Origin of the sequence: Archangium sp. Cb G35, from assembly GCF_001896145.1 — a bacterium.
Taxonomy (GTDB): Bacteria; Myxococcota; Myxococcia; order Myxococcales; family Myxococcaceae; genus Archangium; species Archangium violaceum.
Window position 1 is genome coordinate 403,210 of record NZ_MPOI01000012.1, and the last position, 24,144, is coordinate 427,353.

A 24,144-nucleotide genomic window follows, 5' to 3' on the forward strand; every position below is an offset into this window, starting at 1 on the left:
GGTGGCGCCCGGGCTAGACTCGGCGCCACCATGCCTACCCCCCCCTTCCGCCGGGCCTTCGTCCGCCCGGCCCTGCTGCTGCCGTTCCTCGCCCTCGCCTGCAATCCCCCTCCGCCCCTCACCACGCCGGAACCGCCCCAGGTCAGCGTCGTCGTGGACCAGCCGAACACCGTGGGAAAGAGCCTCAAGCTCTTCATCACCACGACCGGCTGCGACGAGGTGCAACGGCTGGAGCTGCTCGACAACAACGAGCTGATCAAGCAGGTGACCTACAGCGCCACCCCCACCCCGGTGGAGCTGGCGACGAATGAGCTGCGCTACACGCGGGGGATCGCCACGAACCTGTCCCTCACCGCGCGCGTCACCTGCGCCGACGGGCGCACCAACGTCTCCCAGGCCCAGTCGGCCACGTACTTCCCGGTGGAGGAGGTGGTGGAGCCCATCAACTCCACCACGCCCGCGGTGCCGAACTACTTCGTCGTCGATGGCAGCGGCGCCAACGCGAGCTTCATCGGCTGTACGAAGGAGGGCTCGCGCTCGTTCCTCTACAAGGTAGCGAAGAGCAACCCGGCGAACCGGCAGTCCATCGAGATGGACTTCCCCTGCGAGCCGACCACGATCATCACCGACCGCAAGCCCGCGGCCACCGGCTGGCGCTGGGTGTGGACGAAGGACAAGGGGGCCTTCGCCATCGACGCGAACTTCGAGGTCACGGCCAGGACTGCCCTGTCCGTGAAGAATCTGTCGGTGGCCCCGGACGGAAACGCCTTCATCTACGACGTCATCAACCTCACGCTCCTCAAGCCCGCGGGCGGTGGAACGGTCTGGGCTCTGGAGATCGGAGATCCGGAGGGCATCATCACCAGCCTGGTCCTCGCCGATCCCTTCGTGCGGCCCGATGGCCGGGTCGCGATTCCGTTCTACGACGATGGGATCGACGAGACCCACATCCGGGTGGGGACCGTGCGGTACAGCGACGGGCTGGATCTCAAGATGTACGACGTCGACACGATCGCGCCCATCCAGCAGCCGCCCGTGGCGTTCGATCCCACCGGGAAGGTGCTGTACCTGGCCACCCAGACCAGAACTCCGACGATCTTCGCGACCGTCCGTGCCTGTGGCTTCGAGGGGGGCAAGTGCATCCCCTCTGGCAATCGGCTGTGGATCAGCTCGGAGCTGCCGGGATACATGGTCGGGCTGGTGCCGTACAACAACGGCACCCGTGTGGCGGCCATCGGCTCGCAACGCTTCTGGTTCCTGGAGGCGAGAGACGGCCAGAGCAACGAGGGGCAGGCCGTGAACAAGGATCAGCAGCCGCTCATCGCGAACGGCTCGCTGGTGGCGCGTTTCGCGCAGCCGGGGGCGGGCGACACGTTCTACATGTTCACCAGCGCGGGCTGGGGGGAGGACGACCCCCCTCCCTATCCCGTGGAGATCGTCGCCACGGACGCGGCCGAGAGGGGCGAGCTGTTTCGCTACCGGGTGCCAGGCGGCAGCCTCTACGGAGCGCTGGATGACTCGGAGGCGCTCTGGTTGCGCGTGGGTCCCCGGCTGGTGAAGCCGTTCACGCCGGCGCAGTACCGCTCGATGCGCTGAGAGGGCCGGTATACCCTCCCCCGTCCTCTTCATTGGAGTATCCATGTCCGAGCCCCAGGAAATCGCACGTGGTCTGACGGAACGACGGGCGACCCTGGGCGAGGCCGTTCCCGTGCTTCGCACCGCCGGGCTCCAGGCCGCCAGCGATGCCACCCTGCTCGCGATACCGGGATTCCAGCGCCTCCATGCCGAGCGCTGGGATCCTCCGCTTCCGGAGCCGGAGACACTCGCGGCGCTGCCGGTGGGCTCGTTCGGGCACGCCTACGCGCGGTACATGGAACACTACCGGCTGAGCCCCGACTTCTTTCCCATCCAGACGCGGCTCGGCGCGGACGCGACCCCCACGCAGTACGCCGTCCACCGGCTCAACAAGAGCCACGATTTCATCCACGTGCTGGGGGCGTACGAAACGTCGGACGCGGACGAGGTGGCCATCCAATCGTTCGTGTTCGGCATGGCCCCGGTGGCGCTCGCCACCTTCCTGGCGGAGGCGGCGGTGCACCCGGACATCCAGCACGCCCGGTACAAACACCTGCGCGACATCTACGCGGGGCAGATCCAGGCGGAGGATTTCGAGCGGGGAGCCGCTGCCTCGGCCCTGCTGGGCGAGCGCCTCGAGACCCTGTGGGAGGTGCCGCTGGAGCAACTGCGGCAGCGGCTCGGCATCGCCACGCGAGCCCCCGAGTACCTGGGACGTGGCGGAGAGAATTCCTGCGGTGGCGTCACGGTCATTCCGTTCTTCACCGCGGCAGGAGCCACCTGAGGGACTCCATCCGGCCTACACTGGCCTCATGAGCGTTCGGAACATGATCGTCATCGGAGGGACCGGTGAGATCGGCAAGGCAGTCATCGGCAAACTGCGGGCCGAGGGCGTACGCGCTGTGTGCGCCTCGAATGACGTGAATCAGGAGACGGCGGACGAGATGCGGGTCGACATCACGGACGAGGCCTCCGTGGCGTCCCTGTTCGAGCGGGCGGAAAAGGAAGTGGGACCCATCTCCGTGCTGATCAACTGCGCGGGAGTCGGGGTCTTCACGTCCATCGCGGACACCTCGGTTGCGGATTGGCGCAGGACGCTCGAGGTGAACCTGACGGGAGCCTTCATCTGTTCGCGTGAAGCGTTCAACCGGATGAAGACCCGGGGCGGCGGGAGGCTCATCCACATCGGCTCCATCAGCGATCACCTCACCCTGCCCATGAACGGCTCGTATGCCGCGTCCAAACATGGGGTCCGGGCCCTGACGGGAGTGCTGAACGAAGAGGGAAAGCCCTACTCCATCCGGGCCACGCTCATCTCCCTGGGCGCCGTCTACACGTCCTTCTGGAAGACGCGCCCGGAGTTCAGCCCGGCCGACATGCTGTCCGTGGAGGACGTGGCCCAGAGCATCTGGGAGATCGCCCAGAAGCCCTTGAACGTCCGGGTCGATGAAATCCGGCTCCTTCCTCCGAAGGGGGTGCTCTGATGGGAGCGCGACTGGAGGCGAAGCTGGCGCTCGTCACCGGAGCCAGCCGCGGCATTGGCGCGGCGATCGCGGAAGTGCTCGCGGAGAATGGTTATCAGGTGGCCCTGCTGGCTCGTGACGCTCAGGCCCTGTCCAGGCTCGAGCAGAAGCTGACCGCCTCCGGGGCCCGGGCACGGACCTTCCTCTGCGATGTCGCGGATGAGGCCGCGGTGGGTGCAACGCTCGCCCGCATCGAGACGGAGCTGGGCGTCCCCGGCATCATCGTGAACAACGCGGGCTATGGCGGCCCCTTCCATCGCGCGGACGAGGTTCCCACGGAGGAGTGGAAGACCCTGTTCGGCGTGAACATGGATGGCGTCTATTACATCTGCCGGTGGGCGCTCCCTCGCATGAAGACCGGAGGGTATGGGCGGATCGTGAACATCTCCTCCATCCAGGGCCTGTTTGGGGGAGCGCAATCATCCACCTATGCGGCCACCAAGCACGCGCTCATCGGTTACTCCAAGACCCTGGCCGTGGAATGGGGCGCGTATGGCATCACCTGCAACGCCATCTGCCCGGGCTACATCGACACGGAGATGCTGGCGAAGGCGGACCCCGAGGTGAGGAAGGAGTTGTTGCGAAGGATTCCCACTGGGAGGTTCGGCACCGGCGAGGACGTGGCCAGGATGGTGGCCTTCCTCGTCGGGCCCCACGGGAGCTACATCAACGGCAGCGCGCTGGTGATCGACGGCGGCCTGTCGTCGCATCTGGCCAACGACGTGCCTTCGTTCTGAGCCCGCGGCATTGATGCGTTGGTGCCATCAGCGTTGATTCGTCTTATGGGCTCTCGGTCTCTTCCTCTTCTTCCTCGTCAATGCTGGCCATGGAGAGCGGATAGAGGGCACGGTGATTGATATTCGGATAGTACGCCGCGAGGTAGAACTCACGCGTGATCATCACCCATGTGCGCCTGGCTGGAGTGGACTGCCCGGTCAGCCAGGCTTCCGCCTCCTCACGAGTAGCGAATGAAGCTGTGGCAACGGGCGGTTCCACCCGCTTGAGCCACGCGAGATAGCGCTCGAGGTGGCGATTCCATGGCAGGCGGCGAAAATCCGTTTCGCGCTCATAAACCACATCATGGTACCGGCCGCCGATCAGGATATCAGCGAAAGCGGGCGGAGACGGATGGGTCTTGAGCCATGCTTCCGCCTCCTGCTGTGTTTCAAACGAGGCCACTACAAATGGCGGAGCATGGGATTCGACATGCTCGATGAAATCACTGAAGGCCTCATGCTGCCCGGCTGAAGAGACGAAGCGAAGCGCGTCGAGGATGGTCTGGATCGGCACCTGCTCTCCAGCGGCCTCGGGGTCATCGAGAAGCTTCCCGAAGAAGCGCTCTGTCTTGCTCAGGAATTCTCGCAGCCCCGTGGAGCCATTCTCGCCAATAGTCTGGGCTTCACGATACCCGCCGTGTACTCGAAAATCTTCGAAGGGGTACCATTGGCCAGTGGCGGAGATGAAGTCCAAGGCGTCTCGTGTGAGGCTGAGAATCCGCGTCTGCTCCGGAGGCTGCCCCTTGCTCCAACGCCTCCCAATCACCTGCTGTGCATCCGAGAGGATGAGTGGACTCGTCATGGTGTCACCGCCAGAACCCGGGGCTCGGAAACAACATCGGACGATGCGAAGGAGATGACAGGCACGAGAAACAGGATTCCGCCACCACCGAAGGCGACGACGAAGGCCACACCTGCGATGACAACGACAGCCCCCTCCAGCAGCCGCTCCCTGTTCTGCTTCAGCCAATCGACGGCCTCATCCATGGCATGAAACTCCACGGCCTGGCCTTCGGCCAGTTCTCTGAGCTTGCAACAGTCAATGTAGGGCCGCATGCACACGCGGACACAATGCTCCTTCTTGGAACCCGCGCTCATGTGGCTCCAAGCGCGGCCCTTCAAGCCCGCCAGGCACATGCTTTCACACGCATCACGCTCCTCCTCACAGTTGCGGTTGAATGCAGCCCGGACGACACGACCTTGAACACCGCGAGTGGCCACCAGATGAGAATGCGCCGTCAGGTTGAAGTCCTTGACGGGCTTCCATGAATGGACCGCCTGCCCATCTGGCGCCCTTTCGATGATGAGCACGTATTTGCCCAGATCGAGCGCGCTGGTAGGGCCCGGGACTATGTGACGAGGCACACTACAAGAAAAGAGCAACACGCTGAGGCTCAAGCTCATGAGCCGCTCGATGGGAGTTGCCATACGGGACTCTTCTAGCATCGCCCCAGCGCTCGCTGGCCAAGGAATACCGGTGCTTCATCATGAAGGAGGAGCGATGCTTCGCGCGCTCTCACTCCGTCACGGTTTGTCCGCGACCAGCAGAGCCTCGACGTTGCCGGCGGGACCGGGCACGGTCGAGTCCATCACTCCACGCACCGTGAGCCCCTGCTCCCGGACGAACGCGGACACGGAGTCGATGGCATCCTGGCGCGCGGCCTGATCCTTCACCACGCCGCCCTTCCCCACCTTGTCGGGCCCTACCTCGAACTGCGGCTTCACCAGTGCCACCAGCAGGCCCTTGGGTTTCAGGAATGGCAGCACCGCCGGCAACACCTGCGTCAGCGAGATGAAGCTCACGTCGATGACCACCACATCCACCGGCTCGGGCAGGTCCTCGGCCGTCAGGTAGCGGGCGTTGACGCGCTCGCGCGAGCGCACCCGTGGATCCGTCCGCAGCTTCTCGTGCAACTGCCCGTAACCCACGTCGATGGCGTGGACATGCGTGGCGCCCTCCTGCAACAGGCAGTCGGTGAAGCCTCCCGTGCTGGCGCCAATGTCCGCGGCCACCTTGCCGCGCACGTCCAGGCCGAAGCGCTCCATGGCCGCCTTCAGCTTCAGCCCGCCCCTGGACACGTAGGGAAGCACCTCGCCCTTGAGCCGCAGCTCGGCCTCCACGGGCACCAGCGCTCCGGGCTTGTCCACCCGCTGATCCGCCACCACCACCTGGCCCGCGAGGATGAGTGCCTGGGCCTTCGTCCTCGACTCGGCCAGCCCCCGCTCCACCACCAGCACGTCCAGGCGCTCCTTGCGTGGCTTCACGGCGCATCTCCCTCGGCGAGCAGGGCCAGGGCGGCTCGCCGCAGACCCGCGGCATCCAGGCCCAATTCGGCCCGCTGCACGCGCGCATCCCCGTGGGGCACGAAGGTGTCCGGCATGCCCAGCAGCTTCACTCGGGCACTCACGCCCCTCGCGGCGAGCAACTCCAGCACCGCGCTGCCCAGCCCCCCGTGCGTCGTCCCCTCCTCCACCACCACCACGTGCCCGCACGAGGCGGCCTCCAGCACCGCCGCCTCGTCGAGCGGAGTGACGAAGCGCGCATCCAGCACGCTCCACCCCGGCTCCGAGGCAGCGGCCTCCAGCGCGGACACGCCCAACGGCCCGAGCGTGATGAAGGCCACCCGCGCCTGGGCCTCCCGCTTCAACCAGCGCGCCCCGCTCACCGGGACCGTCTCCGGCGGTGGCTCCGCGGGCAGCACCGGCAGCGTGCCCCGGGGGAAGCGCATCAGCGAGGGCCCGGGCAGCGCGAGCGCGGTGGCGAGCATCTCCGTCACGTCCTCGCCCGTCACCGGCGCCATCAGCGTGAGGCCGGGAATGGGCCGCAGCGAGGCCAGGTCATAGGTGCCCTGGTGCGTGGCGCCATCCGCGCCCACCAGCCCGGCCCGGTCCACGGCGAACACCACGGGCAGCCCCGGCAGGCACACGTCGTGGATGACCTGATCGTACGCGCGCTGCAGGAACGTCGAATAGATGGCGCACACCGGCCGCAGCCCGGTGACGGCCAGGCCCGCGCAGAAGGTGACGGCGTGCTGCTCGGCGATGCCCACGTCGAAGACCCGCTCGGGGTAGCGCTGCTTGAGGCCCACCAGCGCCGAGCCCTCCAGCATGGCCGGCGTCACCGCCACCACGCGCTCGTCCCGGGCCATGACCTCTTCCAACGCCGAGGCGAAGGCCTCACTGAAGGTCCGCTGGCCGCCGCGCGAGCGCACCAGCTTCCCATCCCGCCACTCGTACGGCCCCATGGCGTGGCCGCGCGTCTGCGTGTCCGCCTCGGCCGGGGGAAAGCCCCTGCCCTTCTGCGTCATCGCGTGCACCACCACCGGGCGCGTGGAGGCCCGGGCCTCGCGCAACGCCCGCGTGAGCGCCCCGAGGTCATGCCCGTCCACCGGCCCCAGGTACGTGAAGCCCAGCCCCTCGAAGAAGCCCCGGGCCTCGCGCGTGCGCAGCAACGCGGGAATGGCACCCACGTTGGCGGAGATGGACATCTGGTTGTCGTTGAGCACCACCACCAGCGGCAAGTGCGTGCCCCCGGTGTTGTTGAGGCCCTCGAAGGTCAGCCCTCCGGTGAGCGCCCCGTCCCCCACCACCGCCACCGCGTGCCCGGGCTGTCCCCGCAGCTTCTTGCCCTGGAGCATCCCCAGCGCCGCGGACACGGCGGTGCTCGCATGGCCCGCGGCCAGCGCGTCGTGGTGGCTCTCCCTCGGGTCCAGGAAGGGGGAGATGCCGCCCGCCTGACGCAGGGTCCCCATGCGCTCACGCCGGCCCGTCAGCAGCTTGTGCGCGTAGGCCTGGTGGCCCACGTCGAAGACGAGCGCGTCCTGGGGCGAGTGGAAGACGCGGTGCAGGGAGACGATCAACTCCACCGCGCCGAGCGAGGCGCCCAGATGGCCGCCCACGCGGCCACACAGGGAGATGATGTCCTCGCGCAGCTCCTCGCACAGGCGAGGCAGCTCGGACTCGGGGAGCGCGCGGACATCCCCGGGAGTTTGGATTCGCGGCAGGAGCCGCTCCATCACGAGCGTCGCTCCACCGAGTAGCGCGCGAGCGCCGCCAGCGGGCCATCGTGCGGCTCCAGCGTCTTCACGGCGTCGATGGCCTCGGCCACCTTGCGCGCCGCGAGCTGCTTGGACTCCTCCAGCCCCAGCACCGCCGGGAAGGTGAAGCGTCCGGCGGCGGCGTCCGCGCCCACCGGCTTGCCCATGGAGGACGCATCCCCCGTGACGTCCAGCACGTCATCGGCGATCTGGAAGGCCAGGCCCACCGAGTCCCCGTACGTATCCGCGCGGGCCAGCGCGTCCGCGTCCCCACCGGCGGCGAGCACGCCCATGCGGCACGCGGCGCGGATGAGGGCGCCCGTCTTCAGGCGGTGCATCCGCGTGATGTAGTCGATGTGGGCCGGCCGGTCCTCGGCGATGTCCAGCACCTGCCCGCCCACCATGCCCGACGAGCCCGCGGCCACCGCCAGCTCCCTGCACAGCACGCCGCGCACCGGCTCGGGGCCGCCCGCCACCAGGGCGAAGGCGTCCGTGAGCAGCGAGTCACCCGCCAGGATGGCCATGGCCTCGCCGTACACCTTGTGGTTGGTGGGCCGCCCGCGCCGCATGTCGTCGTTGTCCATGGACGGCAGGTCGTCGTGCACCAGCGAGTAGGTGTGGATGAACTCGAGCGCGCACGCGCAGTCCTCCACCGCGCGCGGCACGTTGCTCTGCTTCAGCACCGCCTCCGCGAAGGCCAGGCACAGCACCGGCCGCAGCCGCTTTCCACCGGCCAGCAGCGAGTAACGCATGGACTCATGCAGACGCGGCGGCACATTCACGCCCAGCTCGTCCGAGCGCGAGCGCAGCAGGTTCTCCACCCGCTCCACCTGGGTCTGCAGGTAGGAATCCAGATCGAAGGACGGCATATTCAGGGCACCTCGGCGGCGGGCGGAGGGATGAGCTCACGCAACCGCTTGATGAGCGCGTTGAGATCCAGGGGCTTCACGAAATAGTCCGCGGCGCCGGCCTCCCGCCCGCGCTTGCGGTCCTCGGGCTCCCCACGCCCACTGATGAAGATGATGGGGATGTCCCGGAACTGCTCGTTCTTCTTCACGGCCTTGCACAGCTCGAAACCATCGATCCAGGACATGTTCACGTCCATGAGGATGATGTCCGGCCGCTTGAGCTGCAGGGAGGAGATCAGCCGCAGACCGTTGGCCGCCGCGTTGACCTCGAAGCCCTCGGACTCCAGGGCGAACGAGAGCAACTCCCGCGTGTCGCGGTCGTCGTCGACAATGGTGACCTTGGGTTTGGGCATGGCGGTCAGGATGGCTCTACAGCCGGGGACCTAGAACGGCACGTCATCCTCGGGAGGCGGCGCCGATCTGGCGGCTCCCGAGCTGCCCCGCGATGGGGCAGGCGCCGGAGTGGAGGGCAGTGCCGGGGGCTTCACGCCCGCCTGCAGGGGGACCACCGCGTCCCGCCCGTCCTCGTTCAACAACTCCTCGATGCGTTTCTCCGCCGCGTTGAGGAGTTGCTCGCCCCGGCGTACCAGCTTGATGCCTTCCTCGAAGGACTTGAGCGAATCCTCGAGCGTCAGGGTGCCGCCCTCCAGCCGCGCCACCACGTCCTCGAGCCGTTGCACCACGTCCCCGTACTGCTCGGGGACCTCTTCCGCCGCCTTGCCCTTGCTGTCCTTCGCCACTTCCGTCCACCTCGAAAAAGAGCAGCGGACTCTAGAGGAGGCCCCCGCCCGGGTGCCAGCGGGACCTGCACCCGGACGTCAGCAATCCACCGGACCCTTCACCGAGGTGACAGTGGCTTCAATCTCCTCGCACCCCTGGAGTGTCTTCGCCCCGTTGTTGGCGAATTTGATGCCGAGCGTCTCGCCGGGCTGAACGTCCGAGATGGAACGCACCACGCCCCCATCCCGCTTGCGGAACGTCACCGAGTAGCCCCGGGACATGACCTTCAACGGGCTCATGGCATCCAGCCGTCCTTCTAGCCGCTGGAAGTGCCGCTGTGCCGACGCCAGGGAGTCCTTCTCCAGGGCGACCAGCCGGGCCTTCCGGTCCGCCAGCCGGGCGCGCAGCTCCGCCACCCGGGCCAGGGGCGAGCCGCGCTCCAGCTCCAGCCTGGCCTGGGCCGCCTTCGCCCGCCGCGCCGCCACGTCCGCCCGCACCGCGTCCTTCAGCCGCGCGGACAACTGCACCAGCCGCGCCCGCTGCTCGGCGAGCCGGGCCTGGGGCCGCTGGCGCTGCAGGTGCTCGGAGTGCCCCCGGAGCTCCTCGCGCCGCTCGCGCAGCACCTGGCGCAGCACCCGCATCATCGCGTCCTCGGCGTCCGACAGCCTCAACCGCTCCGTGGACAGCCGCCGCCTCGGGTCCACCACCCGCCCGCGCAGGGTCCCCATCCGCTCGCGCAGCTCCAATATCCGGCGCTCGGCCGCCTTGCGCAGCCGCACCGACTGCGTGGCCAGGGCGTACTCCAGATCCTGCAACACCGGGGCGAGCCGCTCCGCCGCCGCGCTGGGCGTGGGCGCGCGCCAGTCCGCCACGAAGTCGGAGATGGTGAAGTCGATCTCATGGCCGATGGCGGACACCACCGGCACCGGCGAGGCGAAGATGGCGCGCGCCACCCGCTCCTCGTTGAACGTCCAGAGGTCCTCCTTCGAGCCGCCGCCGCGCGTGACGACGATGACGTCCACGTCCGTGCGGGACAGGCGCTCGACGCCGCGGGCCACCTCCTCGGCCGAGCCCTCGCCCTGCACGCGCGCGTCACACAGCAGCACGGACAGGCGCGGGTTGCGCGAGTGCAGCACGCGCAGGAAGTCCTGCAACGCCGCGCCGGTGCGGCTCGTCACCACGCCGATGCGCCGGGGCAGGAAGGGCAGCTCGCGGGGCGGGCGGATGCGGTTGTCGCCGATGAGGCCCTCGGCCGCGAGCCGCGCCTTGAGCTGCTCGAAGGCAAGCGCCAGGGCGCCCTCCCCTTCCGGCTCCAGCTTCTGGGCGATGAGGCTGTAGCGGCCGGCGGGCGCGTACACGTCCACGCTGCCCTCGGCCACCACGGCCAGCCCATCGCGCAGGGCGAAGCGCAGCCTCGCCGCCTGCGAGGCCCACATCTTCACCTCGAGCGAGGCCTCCGCGTCCTTGAGCGAGAAGTACAGGTGGCCGCGGGCATTGGGCCCCCGGAAACCGGACACCTCGCCGCGCACCAGCACACGCGGGAAGCGCGACTCGATGGTCACCTTGAGCTGCTGGGTGAGCTCGCCCACGGTGAGCACCGTGCGCGCCGGGGGTGTCCGCGAGGGCGCGCCGGGCAGCGACGGCAGCGCCGCGGACACGTCCCCCAGCTCCGAGGGAGGCGGAGGCGCGGGGGGTGGGGATGGAGGCTCGGGGGGCGGCTTGGGAGCCGCCGCCACCGCGCGCTTGGGTGCCGCACCGAGCGAGCCGCCGAAGAGATCTCCCTGTCCGGCGATGTCCTCGGGCGGGGTCTCTCCGGTGCCTCGCCGTTTCCTGGTCACTTGAGCTTCTCGACCCAGCTCTTGGCCTTCTGGTGCGTCTCGTCTTCCGACGGGGTCATGGCCATGACCTCGCGGAACTTGGGCACGGCGTCCTCGGGATTGGTGTCCTTGAGGGCGTAGGCCTGCAGGTAGAGATCCTTCGCCTTGGCGCGCATCTCGGCGACGATGTTGTTGGCGCCGGCATGGCTGGGGTCCGCCTGGAGGGCGCGCTGGGCGCTCTCCATGGCGCGGCCGTACTGACCCGACGCCTTCGCGGCCGAGGCGCTCTTGAAGAAGATGTTGGCCGCGCGCGTGCCCGCGTTGCGCGACAGCTTGCTGCCCTGGCCCCGGGTGATCTTCTTGTCCAGGTCCAGCAGGCGCGCCAGGCCCTTGGCGTCCAGGTCCTCCAGCTTCTTGTAGAGGGCGCCGAAGTCCCCCAGCTGCGCCATCAGCGTCTTGCACTGTGGGCTCTTGCCGGCGCAGGCATTGGCCATGGCCATGGCGCCATTGAGGTCACCATCGCGGAAGCGGTCCACCGCCTGGTCCCACGGCTTGGGCGCCTCCTTGACGGTGGGAGGCGGAGGAGGCGCGTCACGGATGGCGATGGCGCGCGCCGCCTCCTCGTTGATGACCTTGGCGTCGCGGTGCTCCGGATCAGCCACGAGCACGTCGTCGGTGATGGCCTTGGCCTGGTCCAGCTGCTTCTGCTCCAGCAGCGTCAGCGCCTCACGCACGCGCTTGTCGGACTTGTCCTTCAGGGAGGTGCGCAGCTGGCGCACCGTCTCGAAGAGCTGGGTGTCCTTGCTCACCTTGGCCAGGGCGGTGGCCGCCGGGCCGAGCTGGTTCTTCTCCAGCGACGACCTGGCCGTGTCGAGCGCCTGCTGGTTGGGGATCTCCTTCTCCACGCGCGCCAGGTAGTCCGGCAGCTGCACGTAGTTGGGCTCCATCTCCTGGAGCTCCAGCAGCTTCCCCTTGGCATCCATCCACTTGCCGTCGCGGATGAGGTTCTTGGCCTCCTGGAAGAGCGCGTCCATCGCCTCCCGCCGTTGCTGGGCGAGCTGCGCGTTCTGGGCCTCGACCTCGGCGTCCCGCTGCTGCTGCACCTTCATGATGACCAGCAGGCCCGCCAGCATCACGAAGACGGCCGCGGTGAGGATGAGCAGGCGCTTCTTGCGCTGCTGCGCGGCGGGATCCGCCGGCGTCACCGCGGCACGGCCACGGGCGCTGCGCACGCGGGTCTCGGGCCGGCCTGGACGGCGCGGTACCGCGCCGCTGGCCCCACTCACCTCGCCTCCGGCCTCCTCGGCGGGAGCGGCGGCGGGAGCCGAGGACCGGGTGCTGCCGCGGCCCGGACGCGGCGGGGGCGCCGACGGCATCGGCATCATCATCGTGGCGTTGGAGTTGTCGTTGAACGTCAGCTCCGTGTCGCCCAGGACGAGGGTGTCGCTGTGGGTCAACGGCATCTCGTCGGTGAGGGGCTCACCGTTGAGGAGCGTGCCGTTGCCGGAGCCCAGATCGCTCACCACCCAGCCCCCGCCCACACGGCGGATGAGCACGTGCTTGCGGGACACCGAGGTGTCCGGGATGCAGATGGGGTTGTCGTTGGCGCGGCCGATGACGTACTCGCCATCCTCCAGCGCGAACTCCTGACCGGAGCACGGGCCCGCCGAGCACACCAGCCTGGTGCCCATCACCGGCAGCGGGGGCTCGGCGCGCACGGCGGGAGCCACACCGGTGGCGGTCCTGCGCACCGCGGGACGCTGTCTGGTGGCGCCGCTCGAGGAAGCATCACCCGAGGAGGATCCCGTCGTGGGACGACGGCGTGCGGGAGGGGAACCGTTCGACATGGAAAATCACCACTTCGTTGGGTGCACGGACGCGGGCCTCACAGCCCGTGCTCGTTGGCCTTTTCGAGCGCCAGATTGTGGCAGCGATGCGCCGGTGTAGGGAAGCGCCGGGTGATTTCATCTACCACCCGCCGGGCCCGCTTCTTGTCCTTGAACTGGATGTTCCGTTGGAATTCCAGCATGAGCTGCCCACACTTCTGGTCCAGGTCCAACGCCACCTGGCCCATCATGTGCCGGACGTCCTCGTACAGCTCGGGCTTCTCGTCCAGGGCTTCCAGGGTGATCCACGCCGAGCGGTAGTTCTCCCAGGCCAGCGAGAGGTTCTCCGCGCCGACGTCCTTGCGCTCGTAGAAGTCGCGCGCCCGGGCCACGTAGCTGCGCGCCGTCTGCTGCAGCTCGTCGGGGCTCAGATTCGGGACGGGGATGATCTCCAGCCGCAGGTTCCACACCCGCCAGCTGTCACGGCCCGGCGGGTTGCGGACGTTGTCGAAGACCAGCTGGTTGTGCTCGTTCCGCTTGAGCACCGAGGGCGAGATGATCTGCTGGATCTCCCGCTCGGAGGCGGTGGCCAGGTCCGGAGGCACCGAGCCCAGGAGCGTCGCGTTGACGGTGAGGGTGACCTCGTCCTTGGAGATGCCGCTGGCCTGATAGCGCAGGACTGCGACCGCGCGTGTGGGCGAGACGAACTCGAAGTCGAAGAGCTTCAGGTCCGCCTGCTCCCACGTCACGCCCTCGCCCAGACCGAACGAGTCCGTCACGGGCTGGAGGCCGAGGGACTCGGGCTCCGGGCCCCGGGACAGCCCTTCCAGGTTGGGCTGGAAGACGACGGCCAGCCCCCCCACCGCGCCGGCCACCAGCAGGAGCACCACGGTGGACAGGACGAGCTTGCCCCCACGGGACAGCCCGAGCCACCACAGGGTGAGCTGGCCGCCCAGGGTCTCGCTCAGCTCGCGGCGGCGCCGGGCCTTGTCGGCGGCGGACAGGCCGTCGGCTCTGGCCGCGGGGCGCTCGGGGGCCGTGGGGGTAGACCGGGATGGAGCCGCACGGGACAGCGGAGCCGTGGTGGGGGGCTCCACGGCGAGCGATTCCGCCCGGGTCTCCGAGCGGGCCGCCGCCGAAGGCCCCGGCACGGGAACCAGCATGGGCGGCCCCGAGGGAGCCGGCTCGAGGCGCGGGGTGGGCGCGAAGGGATCCGGCTGGAGCTGCGGCTGCGCGGACGTGGGTGGGTTGCGGCGGGTGATGAGCCGGGTGGCGTCCTCGTCCTCATCCACCGGCATGAAGGGCCGGGTGGCGTCGTCCGCGCTGACGACCTCCTTGAAGACGAACTCCACCGGCCCCAGGGAGATGCGGTCGCCGTTGCGCAGCTCCCGCTCGCCCGAGAGGGGCGCGTCGTTGACCAGGGTGCCGTTGGCGCTGCCCAGGTCCTGCACGTAGAAACGCCCGAGCCGATCCGAGATGCGCACGTGCTTGCGCGATACACCGGCGTCCTGCAGCACCACGTCGTTCTCCGTGGTGCGGCCGATGTGGACCTCTGCCTGCTCGAAGAGAAGCTCCTTCCCCGCTTGCAGGCCCTTGGCGATGGTGAGCTGGAAGCCCAGGGCCCTACCCCCCAACGTCTCCGAACATGAACTGGAACACGATGGGTCCGAAGAGGACCATGAACACCGTGGGGAAGATGCACGCGATGAGCGGGAAGAGCATCTTCACCGGCGCCTCGCCGGCCAGCTTCTCGGCGCGCTGGGTGCGGTCGATGCGCAGCTGGGTGGACTGGATGCGCAGCACCTTGCCGAGGCTGGTACCCATCTTGTCCGCCTGGATGAGCGCGGTGACGAAGGTGGTGAGCGCCGGCAGGTCCACCCGGGCGATCATCGCCTTGAGGGCCTCCTCACGCGTCTTGCCCATCTTCAGCTGCTTGAGGACGATCTGCAGCTCCTCGCGCAGCGCGCCCGCCTTGCCCTTCTCCACCACCTTGGCCAGCGCGCCGGTGAAGTCCAGACCGGCTTCCACCGACAGCGTCAGCAGGTCCAGGCTGTAGGGCAGTGCCCGGGAGATCTGCAGGTGGCGCTTCTTCACCTGATCATTCACCCAGATGAGCGGGTAGTACATGCCGAACAGCGCGAAGGCGAGGGACCAGGCCAGGTTCTCGTCGAGCGCGTTGATCAGGACGAGGCCCGCCAGCAGGCCGACCACGGCGCTGATCTCCTGCAGCGCCATGATGTCCTCGGGCTTGAACGCATTAGGCTCACCGCCCTTGGTGAGCTTCTTGCGCATCTTGTTCTCGTAGCCCGGCCACATCAGCCGCCGGTTGAGTGCGCCCAGCTTGCGGATGGTGACCGAGCCGAGGCCCGACACACCACCCGCCGTGTCATCCCGAACCTCGGAGAGGAACTGCGAGAAGTAGTTCTGGTAGACGCCGACACCGAGGAAGCCCGCCGACGTCGCGAACATCAGCGCAGCGCCCCCCATCAACGTATTGGTGAGGATGTCGCTCACGGCCACTCCTTAGATATCGATGTTGACGATGCGCCGGATGATGATCACGCCCAGCACTTCCATGATGGCGATGACCGTCACGAGGATGTACCCGAACCAGTGGTCCATCATCGGCTCCATCAGGTCCGGCCGCATGTAGTTGAGGACGAGGCCGAGGATGGCGGGCATGGCCGCCACCACCCAGCCCTGCAGCTTGCCCTGGGCGGTGAGGGCGTCGATCTTGCCCTCGAGCCGGAAGCGCTCGCGAATCACGCTCGAGATGGTCTCGAACATCTCCGCCATGTTGCCGCCGAGCTGACGGGCGATGTTGGTGGCGACCACGACGAGCTCCAGGTCGTCACTGCCCACGCGGCGGCCCATGTTGATGAGGGCCTCCTCCAGCGGCACGCCCAGCTTCACTTCCTTCACGAAGAGGCCGAACTCCTGGGCCAGAGGCGGCTGGGCCTCGCGCGCCACATGCTCGATGGCCTGGGGGAACGTGAGACCCGCCTTGAAGGCGTTGGCCATGGCCTGCAGCGCATCCACCAGCTGCACGTTGAACTTCTTGATGCGCCGCTTGCGGTAGTGCTTCACCAGGATGATCGGCAGGAAGAAGCCGAAGATCGTGGCCACCACGCACAGGATGGGGTTGAAGATGATGTACGTCAGGATGCCCAACAAGCACATGCTGGCGATGTTGAGCACCAGCAGCTGACGGGCATCGATGAAGAGGAACATGTCGCTCAAGTCGTTCATCGACTTGACGACGTACCGCTCCTGGTACTGCTCGTAGGCCTTCGCCAGGACGGTGAAGATCACCAGGCTGAAGAAGAAGACCGACCCGGTGACGAGGAGTAGGACGATTCCGGCCAGCATGTGCGGGGACTTCCTTCAGCTTCGGGGGGAAGGGAAACGCACCGACGGGAGGGGGTAGACTACGGAGTTCCCGAGGAGCCGACCGCGTTCTTCTCGGAGGAGCCGCCCTTGATGATCTGGATGATCTCGCGGCGCTTCTGCTCGAGCACACGGGTGCGCTCACCGGAGAGCAGCGTGCTGATGGTGGCGCGGCCGCGCTCCTCGATCATGTCCACGTCCTCCTCGTTGCGGAGCGAGAGCGTGAGGTTGCCCAGCTCGCTGGCCAGGGTGAGGATTTCGGCCTCCTCCGGGATGACCATGAGCGTGATGTTGGCGTACTCACGCTGGTGCTCGGGGATGAGGTTGACGTTGGTGGTACCGGTGACCTTGCCGGTGGCGAGCACGATGACGTTCTGCAGCAGCGTCACGGCCACGCTCTCGTCCGTCTGGGGATCGCGGAAGGTGCCGATCACGTCCACGTGATCGTTGGGGCGCACCCAGCCACCCACGGACGTGGTGGGCTTGGACTCGATGGTGATGGCGCGGACCTTCTTCTGCACCTTGGTGGACAGGCGCTCGGCGGCCTTGGTGGTCTCGAACTGGCTCCACAGGAGGGGGTCACCCTGCTGCAGCGCCACGAGCACCTTCTGGCCCACCACGTAGGTGGCCGAGTCCGGCTTCACCACGGAGGAGGTGACGAACTGCTCGGGGACCGAGCGCTGGTTGATCATGTCGAAGGTGATGACGGTGCCCTCGGGGATATCCGACGAGGCAACGACGACGGGCACCAGGTTCCAACCCCGGCGCACATCGGATTCCTTCTTCTTGATCGCGGACCACGCGATGATGCCGGCCAGCAGGCCGAGGCCCAGCGCGATGAGGAGCGGTGTCTTACCCTTCAGCATGTCTCGGAGACCTCCAAAGCGGGGAGCGCCCGGGGGGGCGGAAACTCGTAGGTGGCGCAGCTGCTTTGCAAAGCGGGGGCCCGGGGCACCAGCGGGTGGGATGTTATCCACCCACCACGCAAAGTGTCAAAGTCACGATCCCTCGGCTGCCGGTTTGTTCCGTTCTGGCGGGTCCCCGTCCCCCTTCTGGAGGGGGGGTCTTCCCTCTGAGACCCCCGGCTGAACGCCCTCCCGAGTGACGAAACGGTGGCACGGATGTCGCTCAAGGGGGGAGTCCATGAGTGAACATCCCCCCCAAGGCAGGCAGTCGGGTCAGGCCGCGGTCGAGGCGGCCCTGGTGCTGCCGCTGATGGTCTTCCTGGGCCTGGGCCTGCTCCAGCTGACGTTGATGCAGCAGGCGAAGCTGATGACGGAGTACGCGGCGTACTGCGCGGCACGGTCCGGCATCGTGTGGAACGGCAACACCGAGCGGATGCGGGACGCGGCCCTGGTGGCGCTGCTGCCCACCCTCGGCCGCACGGATACACCGCCAGAGCTGGCCAGGACGTGGACGCGGGCGCGTCTCCAGGACGAGATGCTGCGGCGGCTGCCGTGGCCGACCCGGGACGTGGCCGTGCCGGACTCGGTGAACGGCGCGCCCCTGTTCGGCCTGGTGCGCGTGGATACGGTGAATCCGTCCGGGTCCTCGCCGGTGCGAAGCGTGTGGAAGCCGCGCTCGGCCACGAAGGGGCGGGAGCTGGATTTCGACGGGCCGGAGGGCCTGGCCGAGGAGTCCTACCGCGAGGCCACCGTGCTGAGCGTGCGGGTGCGCTACTGGTACGAGCTGCGGGTGCCCTTCGCCAACCAGCTCGTCTCCACCGCGTGGAGGGCGGCCAACGCGGGCGTGGGGCTGGGCCACCAGCGGGGCTACGCCACGCTCCACCGGCAGGAGCCAGGCGTGCTGCGGGGGCTCGCCGCGAGCAGGCGCTACTTCCTCCCGCTGACGGCCACCTACAGCCTGCGGATGCAGTCGAACTTCCATTTCAAGTGGCTGATGCACCCGAACCGGGAGACGCCATGATGACCCGCGCTCTCCGGCGAAGCTTCGAGCGGCAGGAAGGCCAGGCGCTCGTCCTCGCGTGTCTGCTGATGCTCGTGTTGAGCCTCGCGCTCATCACCACGGTGAACCTCGGGCACGGCGTGCACGAGCGGATCCGCCTGCAGAACACGGCGGACGCGGCGGCCTGGTCCACCGCGGCCATGGAAGCCCGCGCGTTCAACTTCTACGCGTTCACCAACCGCACGCAGGTGTCCCACTACGTGTCGGCGATGATGTGGCAGTCCCTGGACTCGTTCGTGTTCTCCGTCCAGGCCTTCCTGACGGACGTCTACGGGTTCATGCGCACCATCGGCCCGTGCTTCCCCCAGGACAGCCGGGATGGCCTCTTCTGGGTGAGCGTCTGCACCCTGCTCGATACCCTCCCCTCCATCCACGCCATCATGCGGGGGCTGGACCTGGTCTTCACGGCACTCCGGGGGATGTTGCTCCTCATGAAGCCGGTGATGGAGCCCCTCGACCAGGTGATTGGCCGGGTGGTGATTCCCGGGCACCGGATGCTCAACGCGGTCATGGCGGGCGCGGCCACGGCGGTGATGCTCGCCACCTCCACGTATGTGATGGGCACCTCCCACGCCATCATCACGGCGAACGATCCCGAGGTGGACCCGCTCGTTCCCCAGACGCTCGCGGGCCTCATCAACCAGTGCCTCTACAGCCGCACGCACGACAAGGCCGCCAACGGGACGCCCTTCAGCCCGGTCAATCCCTTCGAGCCGTTGGATCCAACGCGGCGCAACGAGACCGACAAGACCGCCCGGGCCAAACGGGTGATGGCGGGCATCACCAACGCCACGCGCTTCGCCTGCGACGGGAAGGACGGCGCCTGTCCCGAGTCCCTGGTGACCGACCGGAAATGGGGCAGCCTCATGCCCATCCCCCGGTGGCTCGCGCCGCTGGAGAGCATGCTCGATGGCATTCCCAAGTGGGGACAGACGCGCTTCCTCACCTACCGGCTCGGCGAAGGCGGCGGCAGGAGTGCCAGGGGCGGCAACAAGCTCCGCGAGTCGAAGGACCTGCCCCACCTGCCCATGGGCATGCTCGCGCAGGGCGATGTGCTCGGCGCGGACGACCCCTACTTCATCAAGTTGCCGGGGCCGGCCTCCGTCAACCTCGGGGGCACCCGGCTTCTCAACCCCTTCCGCTGTCCCAAGCAGCCGGGCCCGGGTGACACGCGGACCTGGCGCGACTGCTGGGGAGACCCGCGCGAGGACAAGAACGACACCCTGAAGACGAGTGTGTGGGCCATGAGCAGCACGGACCTGCGCGAGGGCGGCATCCACTGGCGCGTGGTGTTCCCGGGAGAGGCCTCGAAGCAGGAGGACCGGAACGTGGGCCTGTATGAGTCCAGGACGTGCCTCGCGCGCGTCCAGGGCGCGTGCTTCTTCGAGATGTCCGTGTACGTGGCCAACGTCCGCATCGACCCGAAGGACCACAACCACCCGTGGCCGGGGCTCGTCCCCTTCCCCCACTTCGAGCCGGGTGACTACGCGAAGGACTGCGCGGAGAGCCTCGACGATACGCCGAGCGTCGCGGTCATGGCGGGGCGCCAGGACGACTTCAACCAGCCCTCCACCTGGGTGCTCCTCACCAAGAGCGCGGATGCGTTCCGCCACACCCCGGGCCAGCTCAACGCCCAGGGGAAGCTCACCTTCTCCTTCGACACGTCGCCCGAGACGCTGGACCTGCGGAACGGCCGCAAGGCGGTGGGGCTCGGAGGCCCTCCGGGGATGAGCGTCATCTCCCGAGGACAGACGTACTACCACCGGCCCGGAAACTGGACCGAGCAACCCAATTTCTTCAACCCGTACTGGCGGCCCCGTCTGGCGGCGGTCTGGCAGGGCAGGGATTCGCTGCCGCTGGTGAAGGAACTGGCGAATGCACTGCCCGGCGGCCTGAAGGACTCGCCCGCCCGGTTCATCACCCACTGAGGCCCCGCCATGATTCGAACCTGTTCACGGTTGAAGTCCGTCCGGCGAGGTGCCGCCATCGTCGAACTGGCGCTCGCGGTGCCGCTGCTCGTCTCCCTGGTGATGTTCAGCATCTTCCTGAGCGAGGTCATCCGGGCCCGTCTCAAGCTCCAGGAGGCCAGCCGGTATGTCGCCTGGGAGATGACCAGCCATCCCCTGAGCGACTACGCCACGGCGGACCACGACAAGGCCTTTGGCCTCGCCATGAAGGCCACGGTGAAGGAGGCCGCCGAGCGCTACGCGGACCTCGACTCCATCGAGCCCGACGGACGGTTCGGCATGATGCTGCGCGCCACTCCGGTGCAGGTGGGCATGCGCAACCAGGGTGTCTCGGGGATCGACCTGAGCCGCGTCTTCGCCGGCGGCGCGGGTGGCAGGGGCCCCGAGGCAGCCGCCGCGATGGGCAAGACGCTCGGCGAGCTGCTCGGGCACTTCCGCTTCAACACCCGGGGGCAGGTGGAGGTGGAGACCACCAGCACGCTCTCCAGCCACATGCTGCCCCGCTTCTACCTGCAGAAGGAGCAGCATGGCTTCTTCGACGTGGACAACTGGGGTGGACGGGACCTGAGCCGCCTGCGGGTGAAAGAGCGCTACACCCTCATCGCCAACGGCTGGCACCTGCCCGATGGCGGGGATGCCCTGATGAAGCCCCAGCGCGCGGGCGTGCATGACGATGGCTCCCGGCACGGCCTCCACCTCCAGGTGGATCGGATGAAGTTCCTGGGCGTGGGGAGCTACCTGGACCAGGTCGAGCTGGACCGGCTCGGCGCGGTGGCCCGATTCCTCCTTCCCGACTTCCAGGGCCCCTTCGTGGTGTCCCACAACTACGTGCCCGGGGAGAGCGGCCGCGGCTGCAACAAGAGCAAGCACGGCGCTCCGATGGGTCTCAACAACCTGAACGCCTACCCCGGTCTGGATGACCCCGCCCAGCGCTGCTTCGACACCGCTCCGTTCCGCGACACCCAGGCCTACGACCAGTCCCTCTACCGGAAGATGTTCATGGCCCGTGGCCCCTACTTCATGGGCTGCAAGAACCCCCAGGCGGACACGCCCTCCATGCCCGGCCTCGACCCCAGCACCTCCACCGACTCGAACGAACGGAAGATCCCATGCGAGTGAGCGTCCTCCCCCTTCTCCTGCTGCTGTGGGCCGCTCCGTCGTGGGCGGAACAGGAGCTCGCGGTCTACCCCGGCACCGTGCACACGCGAATCGGCGAGGAGCTGCTCATCGGCGGCCAGCCCCACCGCCTCGCGTACTTCACCACGGCGGACTCGCTGGTGAAGGTGGCGAGGTACTTCCACGGCTTCTGGACGAAGCAGGGCTACCCCGTCGTCGTGAATGGAGACCTGCAACGGGAGGCCGTGGTGTCGGCCTTCTTCACGCGCGAGGGACTCCAGCGGGCCGTGGTGCTGCGCACCCACCTGGGAAAGACGGTGGGCTTCACCGTGCTCAAGGACCTGTGGTTGTACGAGAAGCCCACGAGCACCCACGGGAGTCCCTTCATCCAGGTGGAAGGCGCTCTCTTCAGCGCGGACGTGGGCTCACGTGGCGCGGCGAGTGGCTCGCTGCACCGCACGCAGGTGGTGGAACGCGGGCTGGACACCGTGCGCCAGGAACTCGCCACCCGGTTCAGCGCCGCGGGCTATACGCCCGTGCGCGAGTCCGGGGGGCAGTTGGATGGACAGCGCACCCTCGTCCTCGAATACGCGCGCGGAGCCGAGCAGATGCTCACCACCCTGGTGGAGCTGGCACCCTCGCGGGTGGCCATCTCGCAGGCCTGGGTGGGGGCGGACCGGCCCGACGGCATGCCCAACGCCGATGCCGTGCGTCAGGCGCGCGAGGAGAAGCCATGAGCACGCTCGTCTGTGCCCTGTCGCTGGTCCTGCTGGGCGCCGCTCCGATGGACGTGTCGCGGGGGATGCTCTTCGAGGCCACGCCCGAGCGGCTGGACGCGCGCGTGGGCGAGTGGGTGACGTACCAGATGGATGGAGGCCCCCAGCCGGGCTTCCTGCGGCTGGCCGTCGTCGCCGAGCAGAAGGACGCCCAGGGCCGGGAAGCCGTGTGGGTGGAGCTGGAGCTCGGCCAGCACCCGGCGATGAAGGCCCCGCTGGCTCAGTTCCTCCTGCTGGTGGCCCGCGACACGGGGCTGCGCACCGAAGGCGTTTCCCGGCTGTTCGTCACCCAGGGCTTCGAGAAGCTCCAGGAGGTGGACACCACCGCCCTGCCCTTCTTCCTCGGCTCGCCCGGGAAGCAGCAGCCCCGCCCCGCCCTTCCGCCCCCCTCGGCGCGGCTTCCCGTGGGAGAGGGCTCGACCGTGCGCCGGGGCCCGCCCGCCCGCCTCATGACGTTCGCGGGCACGGTGACGGCCGAGCCCCTGGAGGTCCGCCACCGCCAGCTCCTCCTCAAGCGCTACTGGGTCAGCCGGGAGATTCCCATCCTCCACCTGGCCAAGCTCGAGTTCCCTCCCATCCGCTACTCGATGGAGGTGCGCGACCATGGCCTGGACGCCCGGCCCCGCCTGGTCCCCCCCTCCCCCAGTGACAGGAAGATCACCCTGGAACCAGCCAGCCACCTTCCTCCCCACTTCCAACCCGTGTCACAGTCTGGTACCGCTTGGGGTACGGAGGACAACCGCCCATGAAGACCCACACGCCTCGCCCCCAGCTCCGCCGCCGTCACCGCCGCGGACAGGCCATGGTGGAGTACTCCTTCATCAACTGGATCCTCGTGGTCGCCCTCATCACGGGGATGACCGTCAACTTCGGCAGCGGGGACCAGAAGATGAACATCATCGACGCCTTCCTGCGCGCGTACCAGATTTATTACGACTCGTTCTACTTCGTGCTGAACCTGCCGTTCCCGTGAAGCCGGCCTCCGCCGCGCGGCAGCCATCCCCGCTCCCGCTCCGCGTCCTTCATGGACTCGTCTTCGGGGGCTTCACCGCCATGTGCCTCGCGGCGGGCTGGCCCGAGCTGGAGCACCTCGTCCGCACCCAGTTCCAGCCCTTCCACCCCGGGCCTCCTCCCCGCCCGGAGCTGCTGCTGCCCATGCTCGCGGCGCTGGTGGGGATGGCCGCCGTGCTCGTGCAGCACCTGCGGGGGCGCACGGTGCGGCTGGCCTGGTCCCTGCTCATCCTCGGAGCCCTCGTGCTCACCCTCTGGGGCCAGCGCGAAGGGCTCGTGGCCGGACGGACCGCTGACTCGGCGAATGTGAAGATCCTGGAGGTGGCTCGGAAGCTCCATGAGGGGACCGTGAACGCCCTGCGCTCCCAGGGGGCCGTTTCCGAGGACGTGGGCACCTGGCAGTCGGCGCTGGAACAGGTGTCCCACGAGGAGCCGTCTCCCGTGCGCACGCGCTCGTTCGAGCCACTGCCCTTTCGCATCCGGAAGATCGAATCACCCGAGGCGCTGCCCCCGGATGCTCCTCCCGGCACGCTGCTGCTCTACGTCATGCCGGGAGGCTTCGCCTATGCGCTCCACCCCGTGGGGCTGTCTCCCACGGGCGAGCCCTGGCCTCTGCGCGCTCCCGACGGTGCGGCCCTCGTGTTCCACGGGGCCGTCAATCCGTGAACCCGTGAGTCGCGGCCGCTGGGAGCGCGGGCAGCGAATACAGGCGCAGATACCCTCACCCCGACCCTCTCCCG

At 68.3% G+C, this 24,144-nt stretch carries 24 protein-coding genes; 11 read left to right on the forward strand and 13 right to left on the reverse strand.

The features are described 5' to 3' along the window. Positions 1-30 precede the first annotated feature (30 nt). The 4 genes from BO221_RS34240 to BO221_RS34255 are packed head-to-tail and all read left to right on the forward strand — an operon-like array spanning position 31 to position 3,835. Positions 31-1,596 (forward strand): hypothetical protein, encoded by a 1,566-nt coding sequence (locus BO221_RS34240; RefSeq protein ID WP_073565058.1) that lies wholly within the window; start codon positions 31-33, stop codon positions 1,594-1,596. 43 nt (positions 1,597-1,639) lie between these two features. Further along, positions 1,640-2,359: a Coq4 family protein gene (locus BO221_RS34245; protein WP_073565059.1), complete on the forward strand. Its 720-nt coding sequence runs from the start codon at positions 1,640-1,642 to the stop codon at positions 2,357-2,359. A gap of 43 nt (positions 2,360-2,402) precedes the next feature. Next, complete coding sequence (locus BO221_RS34250) at positions 2,403-3,059, forward strand: SDR family oxidoreductase (protein WP_233166373.1); 657 nt, start codon at positions 2,403-2,405, stop codon at positions 3,057-3,059. After that, positions 3,059-3,835, forward strand: coding sequence for an SDR family NAD(P)-dependent oxidoreductase (locus BO221_RS34255; RefSeq protein ID WP_073565061.1), 777 nt, complete (start codon positions 3,059-3,061; stop codon positions 3,833-3,835). Before BO221_RS34250 ends, BO221_RS34255 begins: the two co-directional genes overlap by 1 nt. Positions 3,836-3,878: 43 nt before the next feature. Here BO221_RS34255 and BO221_RS34260 read toward each other — a convergent pair whose 3' ends face one another. From BO221_RS34260 to cpaB, 13 genes are all read right to left on the reverse strand, one after another. Then, positions 3,879-4,568 (reverse strand): hypothetical protein, encoded by a 690-nt coding sequence (locus BO221_RS34260; protein ID WP_233166374.1) that lies wholly within the window; start codon positions 4,566-4,568, stop codon positions 3,879-3,881. Positions 4,569-4,672: 104 nt separating this feature from the next. Continuing rightward, entirely contained in the window at positions 4,673-5,302 is a 630-nt protein-coding gene (locus BO221_RS56575) for a hypothetical protein (protein WP_233166375.1), read from the reverse strand. Positions 5,303-5,398: 96 nt separating this feature from the next. Continuing rightward, complete coding sequence (locus BO221_RS34270) at positions 5,399-6,139, reverse strand: TlyA family RNA methyltransferase (RefSeq protein ID WP_073565063.1); 741 nt, start codon at positions 6,137-6,139, stop codon at positions 5,399-5,401. After that, entirely contained in the window at positions 6,136-7,890 is a 1,755-nt protein-coding gene (locus BO221_RS34275) for a 1-deoxy-D-xylulose-5-phosphate synthase (RefSeq protein WP_073565064.1), read from the reverse strand. The genes BO221_RS34270 and BO221_RS34275 overlap by 4 nt, the downstream gene beginning before the upstream one ends. Continuing rightward, entirely contained in the window at positions 7,890-8,780 is an 891-nt protein-coding gene (locus BO221_RS34280; protein WP_073565065.1) for a polyprenyl synthetase family protein, read from the reverse strand. Before BO221_RS34280 ends, BO221_RS34275 begins: the two co-directional genes overlap by 1 nt. 2 nt (positions 8,781-8,782) lie before the next feature. After that, positions 8,783-9,172 carry a PleD family two-component system response regulator gene (locus tag BO221_RS34285; protein ID WP_043389004.1) on the reverse strand — a complete coding sequence of 130 codons (390 nt, stop codon included), beginning with the start codon at positions 9,170-9,172 and terminating at the stop codon, positions 8,783-8,785. Positions 9,173-9,202: 30 nt separating this feature from the next. After that, the gene (gene xseB / locus BO221_RS34290) at positions 9,203-9,559 is read right to left on the reverse strand and encodes an exodeoxyribonuclease VII small subunit (protein ID WP_073565066.1); all 357 of its coding nucleotides are present in this window, start codon (positions 9,557-9,559) and stop codon (positions 9,203-9,205) included. A 78-nt stretch (positions 9,560-9,637) separates the two neighbouring features. After that, on the reverse strand, positions 9,638-11,377 hold the full coding sequence (gene xseA, locus BO221_RS34295) for an exodeoxyribonuclease VII large subunit (RefSeq protein WP_073565067.1): 1,740 nt from the start codon (positions 11,375-11,377) through the stop codon (positions 9,638-9,640). Beyond that, complete coding sequence (locus tag BO221_RS34300; RefSeq protein ID WP_073565068.1) at positions 11,374-13,203, reverse strand: FHA domain-containing protein; 1,830 nt, start codon at positions 13,201-13,203, stop codon at positions 11,374-11,376. Before BO221_RS34300 ends, xseA begins: the two co-directional genes overlap by 4 nt. Positions 13,204-13,241: 38 nt before the next feature. Further along, positions 13,242-14,816 (reverse strand): FHA domain-containing protein, encoded by a 1,575-nt coding sequence (locus BO221_RS34305; RefSeq protein ID WP_233166376.1) that lies wholly within the window; start codon positions 14,814-14,816, stop codon positions 13,242-13,244. Further along, positions 14,806-15,696 carry a type II secretion system F family protein gene (locus tag BO221_RS34310; RefSeq protein WP_073565069.1) on the reverse strand — a complete coding sequence of 297 codons (891 nt, stop codon included), beginning with the start codon at positions 15,694-15,696 and terminating at the stop codon, positions 14,806-14,808. The genes BO221_RS34305 and BO221_RS34310 overlap by 11 nt, the downstream gene beginning before the upstream one ends. 9 nt (positions 15,697-15,705) lie before the next feature. After that, positions 15,706-16,551: a type II secretion system F family protein gene (locus BO221_RS34315; protein ID WP_043388990.1), complete on the reverse strand. Its 846-nt coding sequence runs from the start codon at positions 16,549-16,551 to the stop codon at positions 15,706-15,708. 59 nt (positions 16,552-16,610) lie between these two features. Continuing rightward, on the reverse strand, positions 16,611-17,435 hold the full coding sequence (gene cpaB, locus BO221_RS34320; protein WP_043388987.1) for a Flp pilus assembly protein CpaB: 825 nt from the start codon (positions 17,433-17,435) through the stop codon (positions 16,611-16,613). Between the two features lie 277 nt (positions 17,436-17,712). Between cpaB and BO221_RS34325 the strand changes: the two genes are divergently transcribed. From BO221_RS34325 to BO221_RS34355, 7 genes are read left to right on the forward strand one after another with little or no spacing between them, the layout of a single operon-like run. After that, on the forward strand, positions 17,713-18,495 hold the full coding sequence (locus tag BO221_RS34325) for a TadE/TadG family type IV pilus assembly protein (protein WP_073565070.1): 783 nt from the start codon (positions 17,713-17,715) through the stop codon (positions 18,493-18,495). After that, complete coding sequence (locus BO221_RS34330; RefSeq protein WP_073565071.1) at positions 18,492-20,462, forward strand: pilus assembly protein TadG-related protein; 1,971 nt, start codon at positions 18,492-18,494, stop codon at positions 20,460-20,462. The genes BO221_RS34325 and BO221_RS34330 overlap by 4 nt, the downstream gene beginning before the upstream one ends. A gap of 9 nt (positions 20,463-20,471) precedes the next feature. Then, positions 20,472-21,620: a TadE/TadG family type IV pilus assembly protein gene (locus tag BO221_RS34335; protein WP_083681788.1), complete on the forward strand. Its 1,149-nt coding sequence runs from the start codon at positions 20,472-20,474 to the stop codon at positions 21,618-21,620. Continuing rightward, complete coding sequence (locus BO221_RS34340) at positions 21,611-22,354, forward strand: hypothetical protein (RefSeq protein ID WP_073565072.1); 744 nt, start codon at positions 21,611-21,613, stop codon at positions 22,352-22,354. The genes BO221_RS34335 and BO221_RS34340 overlap by 10 nt, the downstream gene beginning before the upstream one ends. Next, positions 22,351-23,142: a hypothetical protein gene (locus BO221_RS34345; RefSeq protein ID WP_073565073.1), complete on the forward strand. Its 792-nt coding sequence runs from the start codon at positions 22,351-22,353 to the stop codon at positions 23,140-23,142. Before BO221_RS34340 ends, BO221_RS34345 begins: the two co-directional genes overlap by 4 nt. Continuing rightward, the gene (locus BO221_RS34350; protein WP_073565074.1) at positions 23,139-23,366 is read left to right on the forward strand and encodes a hypothetical protein; all 228 of its coding nucleotides are present in this window, start codon (positions 23,139-23,141) and stop codon (positions 23,364-23,366) included. The genes BO221_RS34345 and BO221_RS34350 overlap by 4 nt, the downstream gene beginning before the upstream one ends. Next, positions 23,363-24,070, forward strand: a complete 708-nt coding sequence (locus tag BO221_RS34355) for a hypothetical protein (protein WP_073565075.1) — start codon at positions 23,363-23,365, stop codon at positions 24,068-24,070. Before BO221_RS34350 ends, BO221_RS34355 begins: the two co-directional genes overlap by 4 nt. The last annotated feature ends 74 nt before the right edge of the window (positions 24,071-24,144 follow it).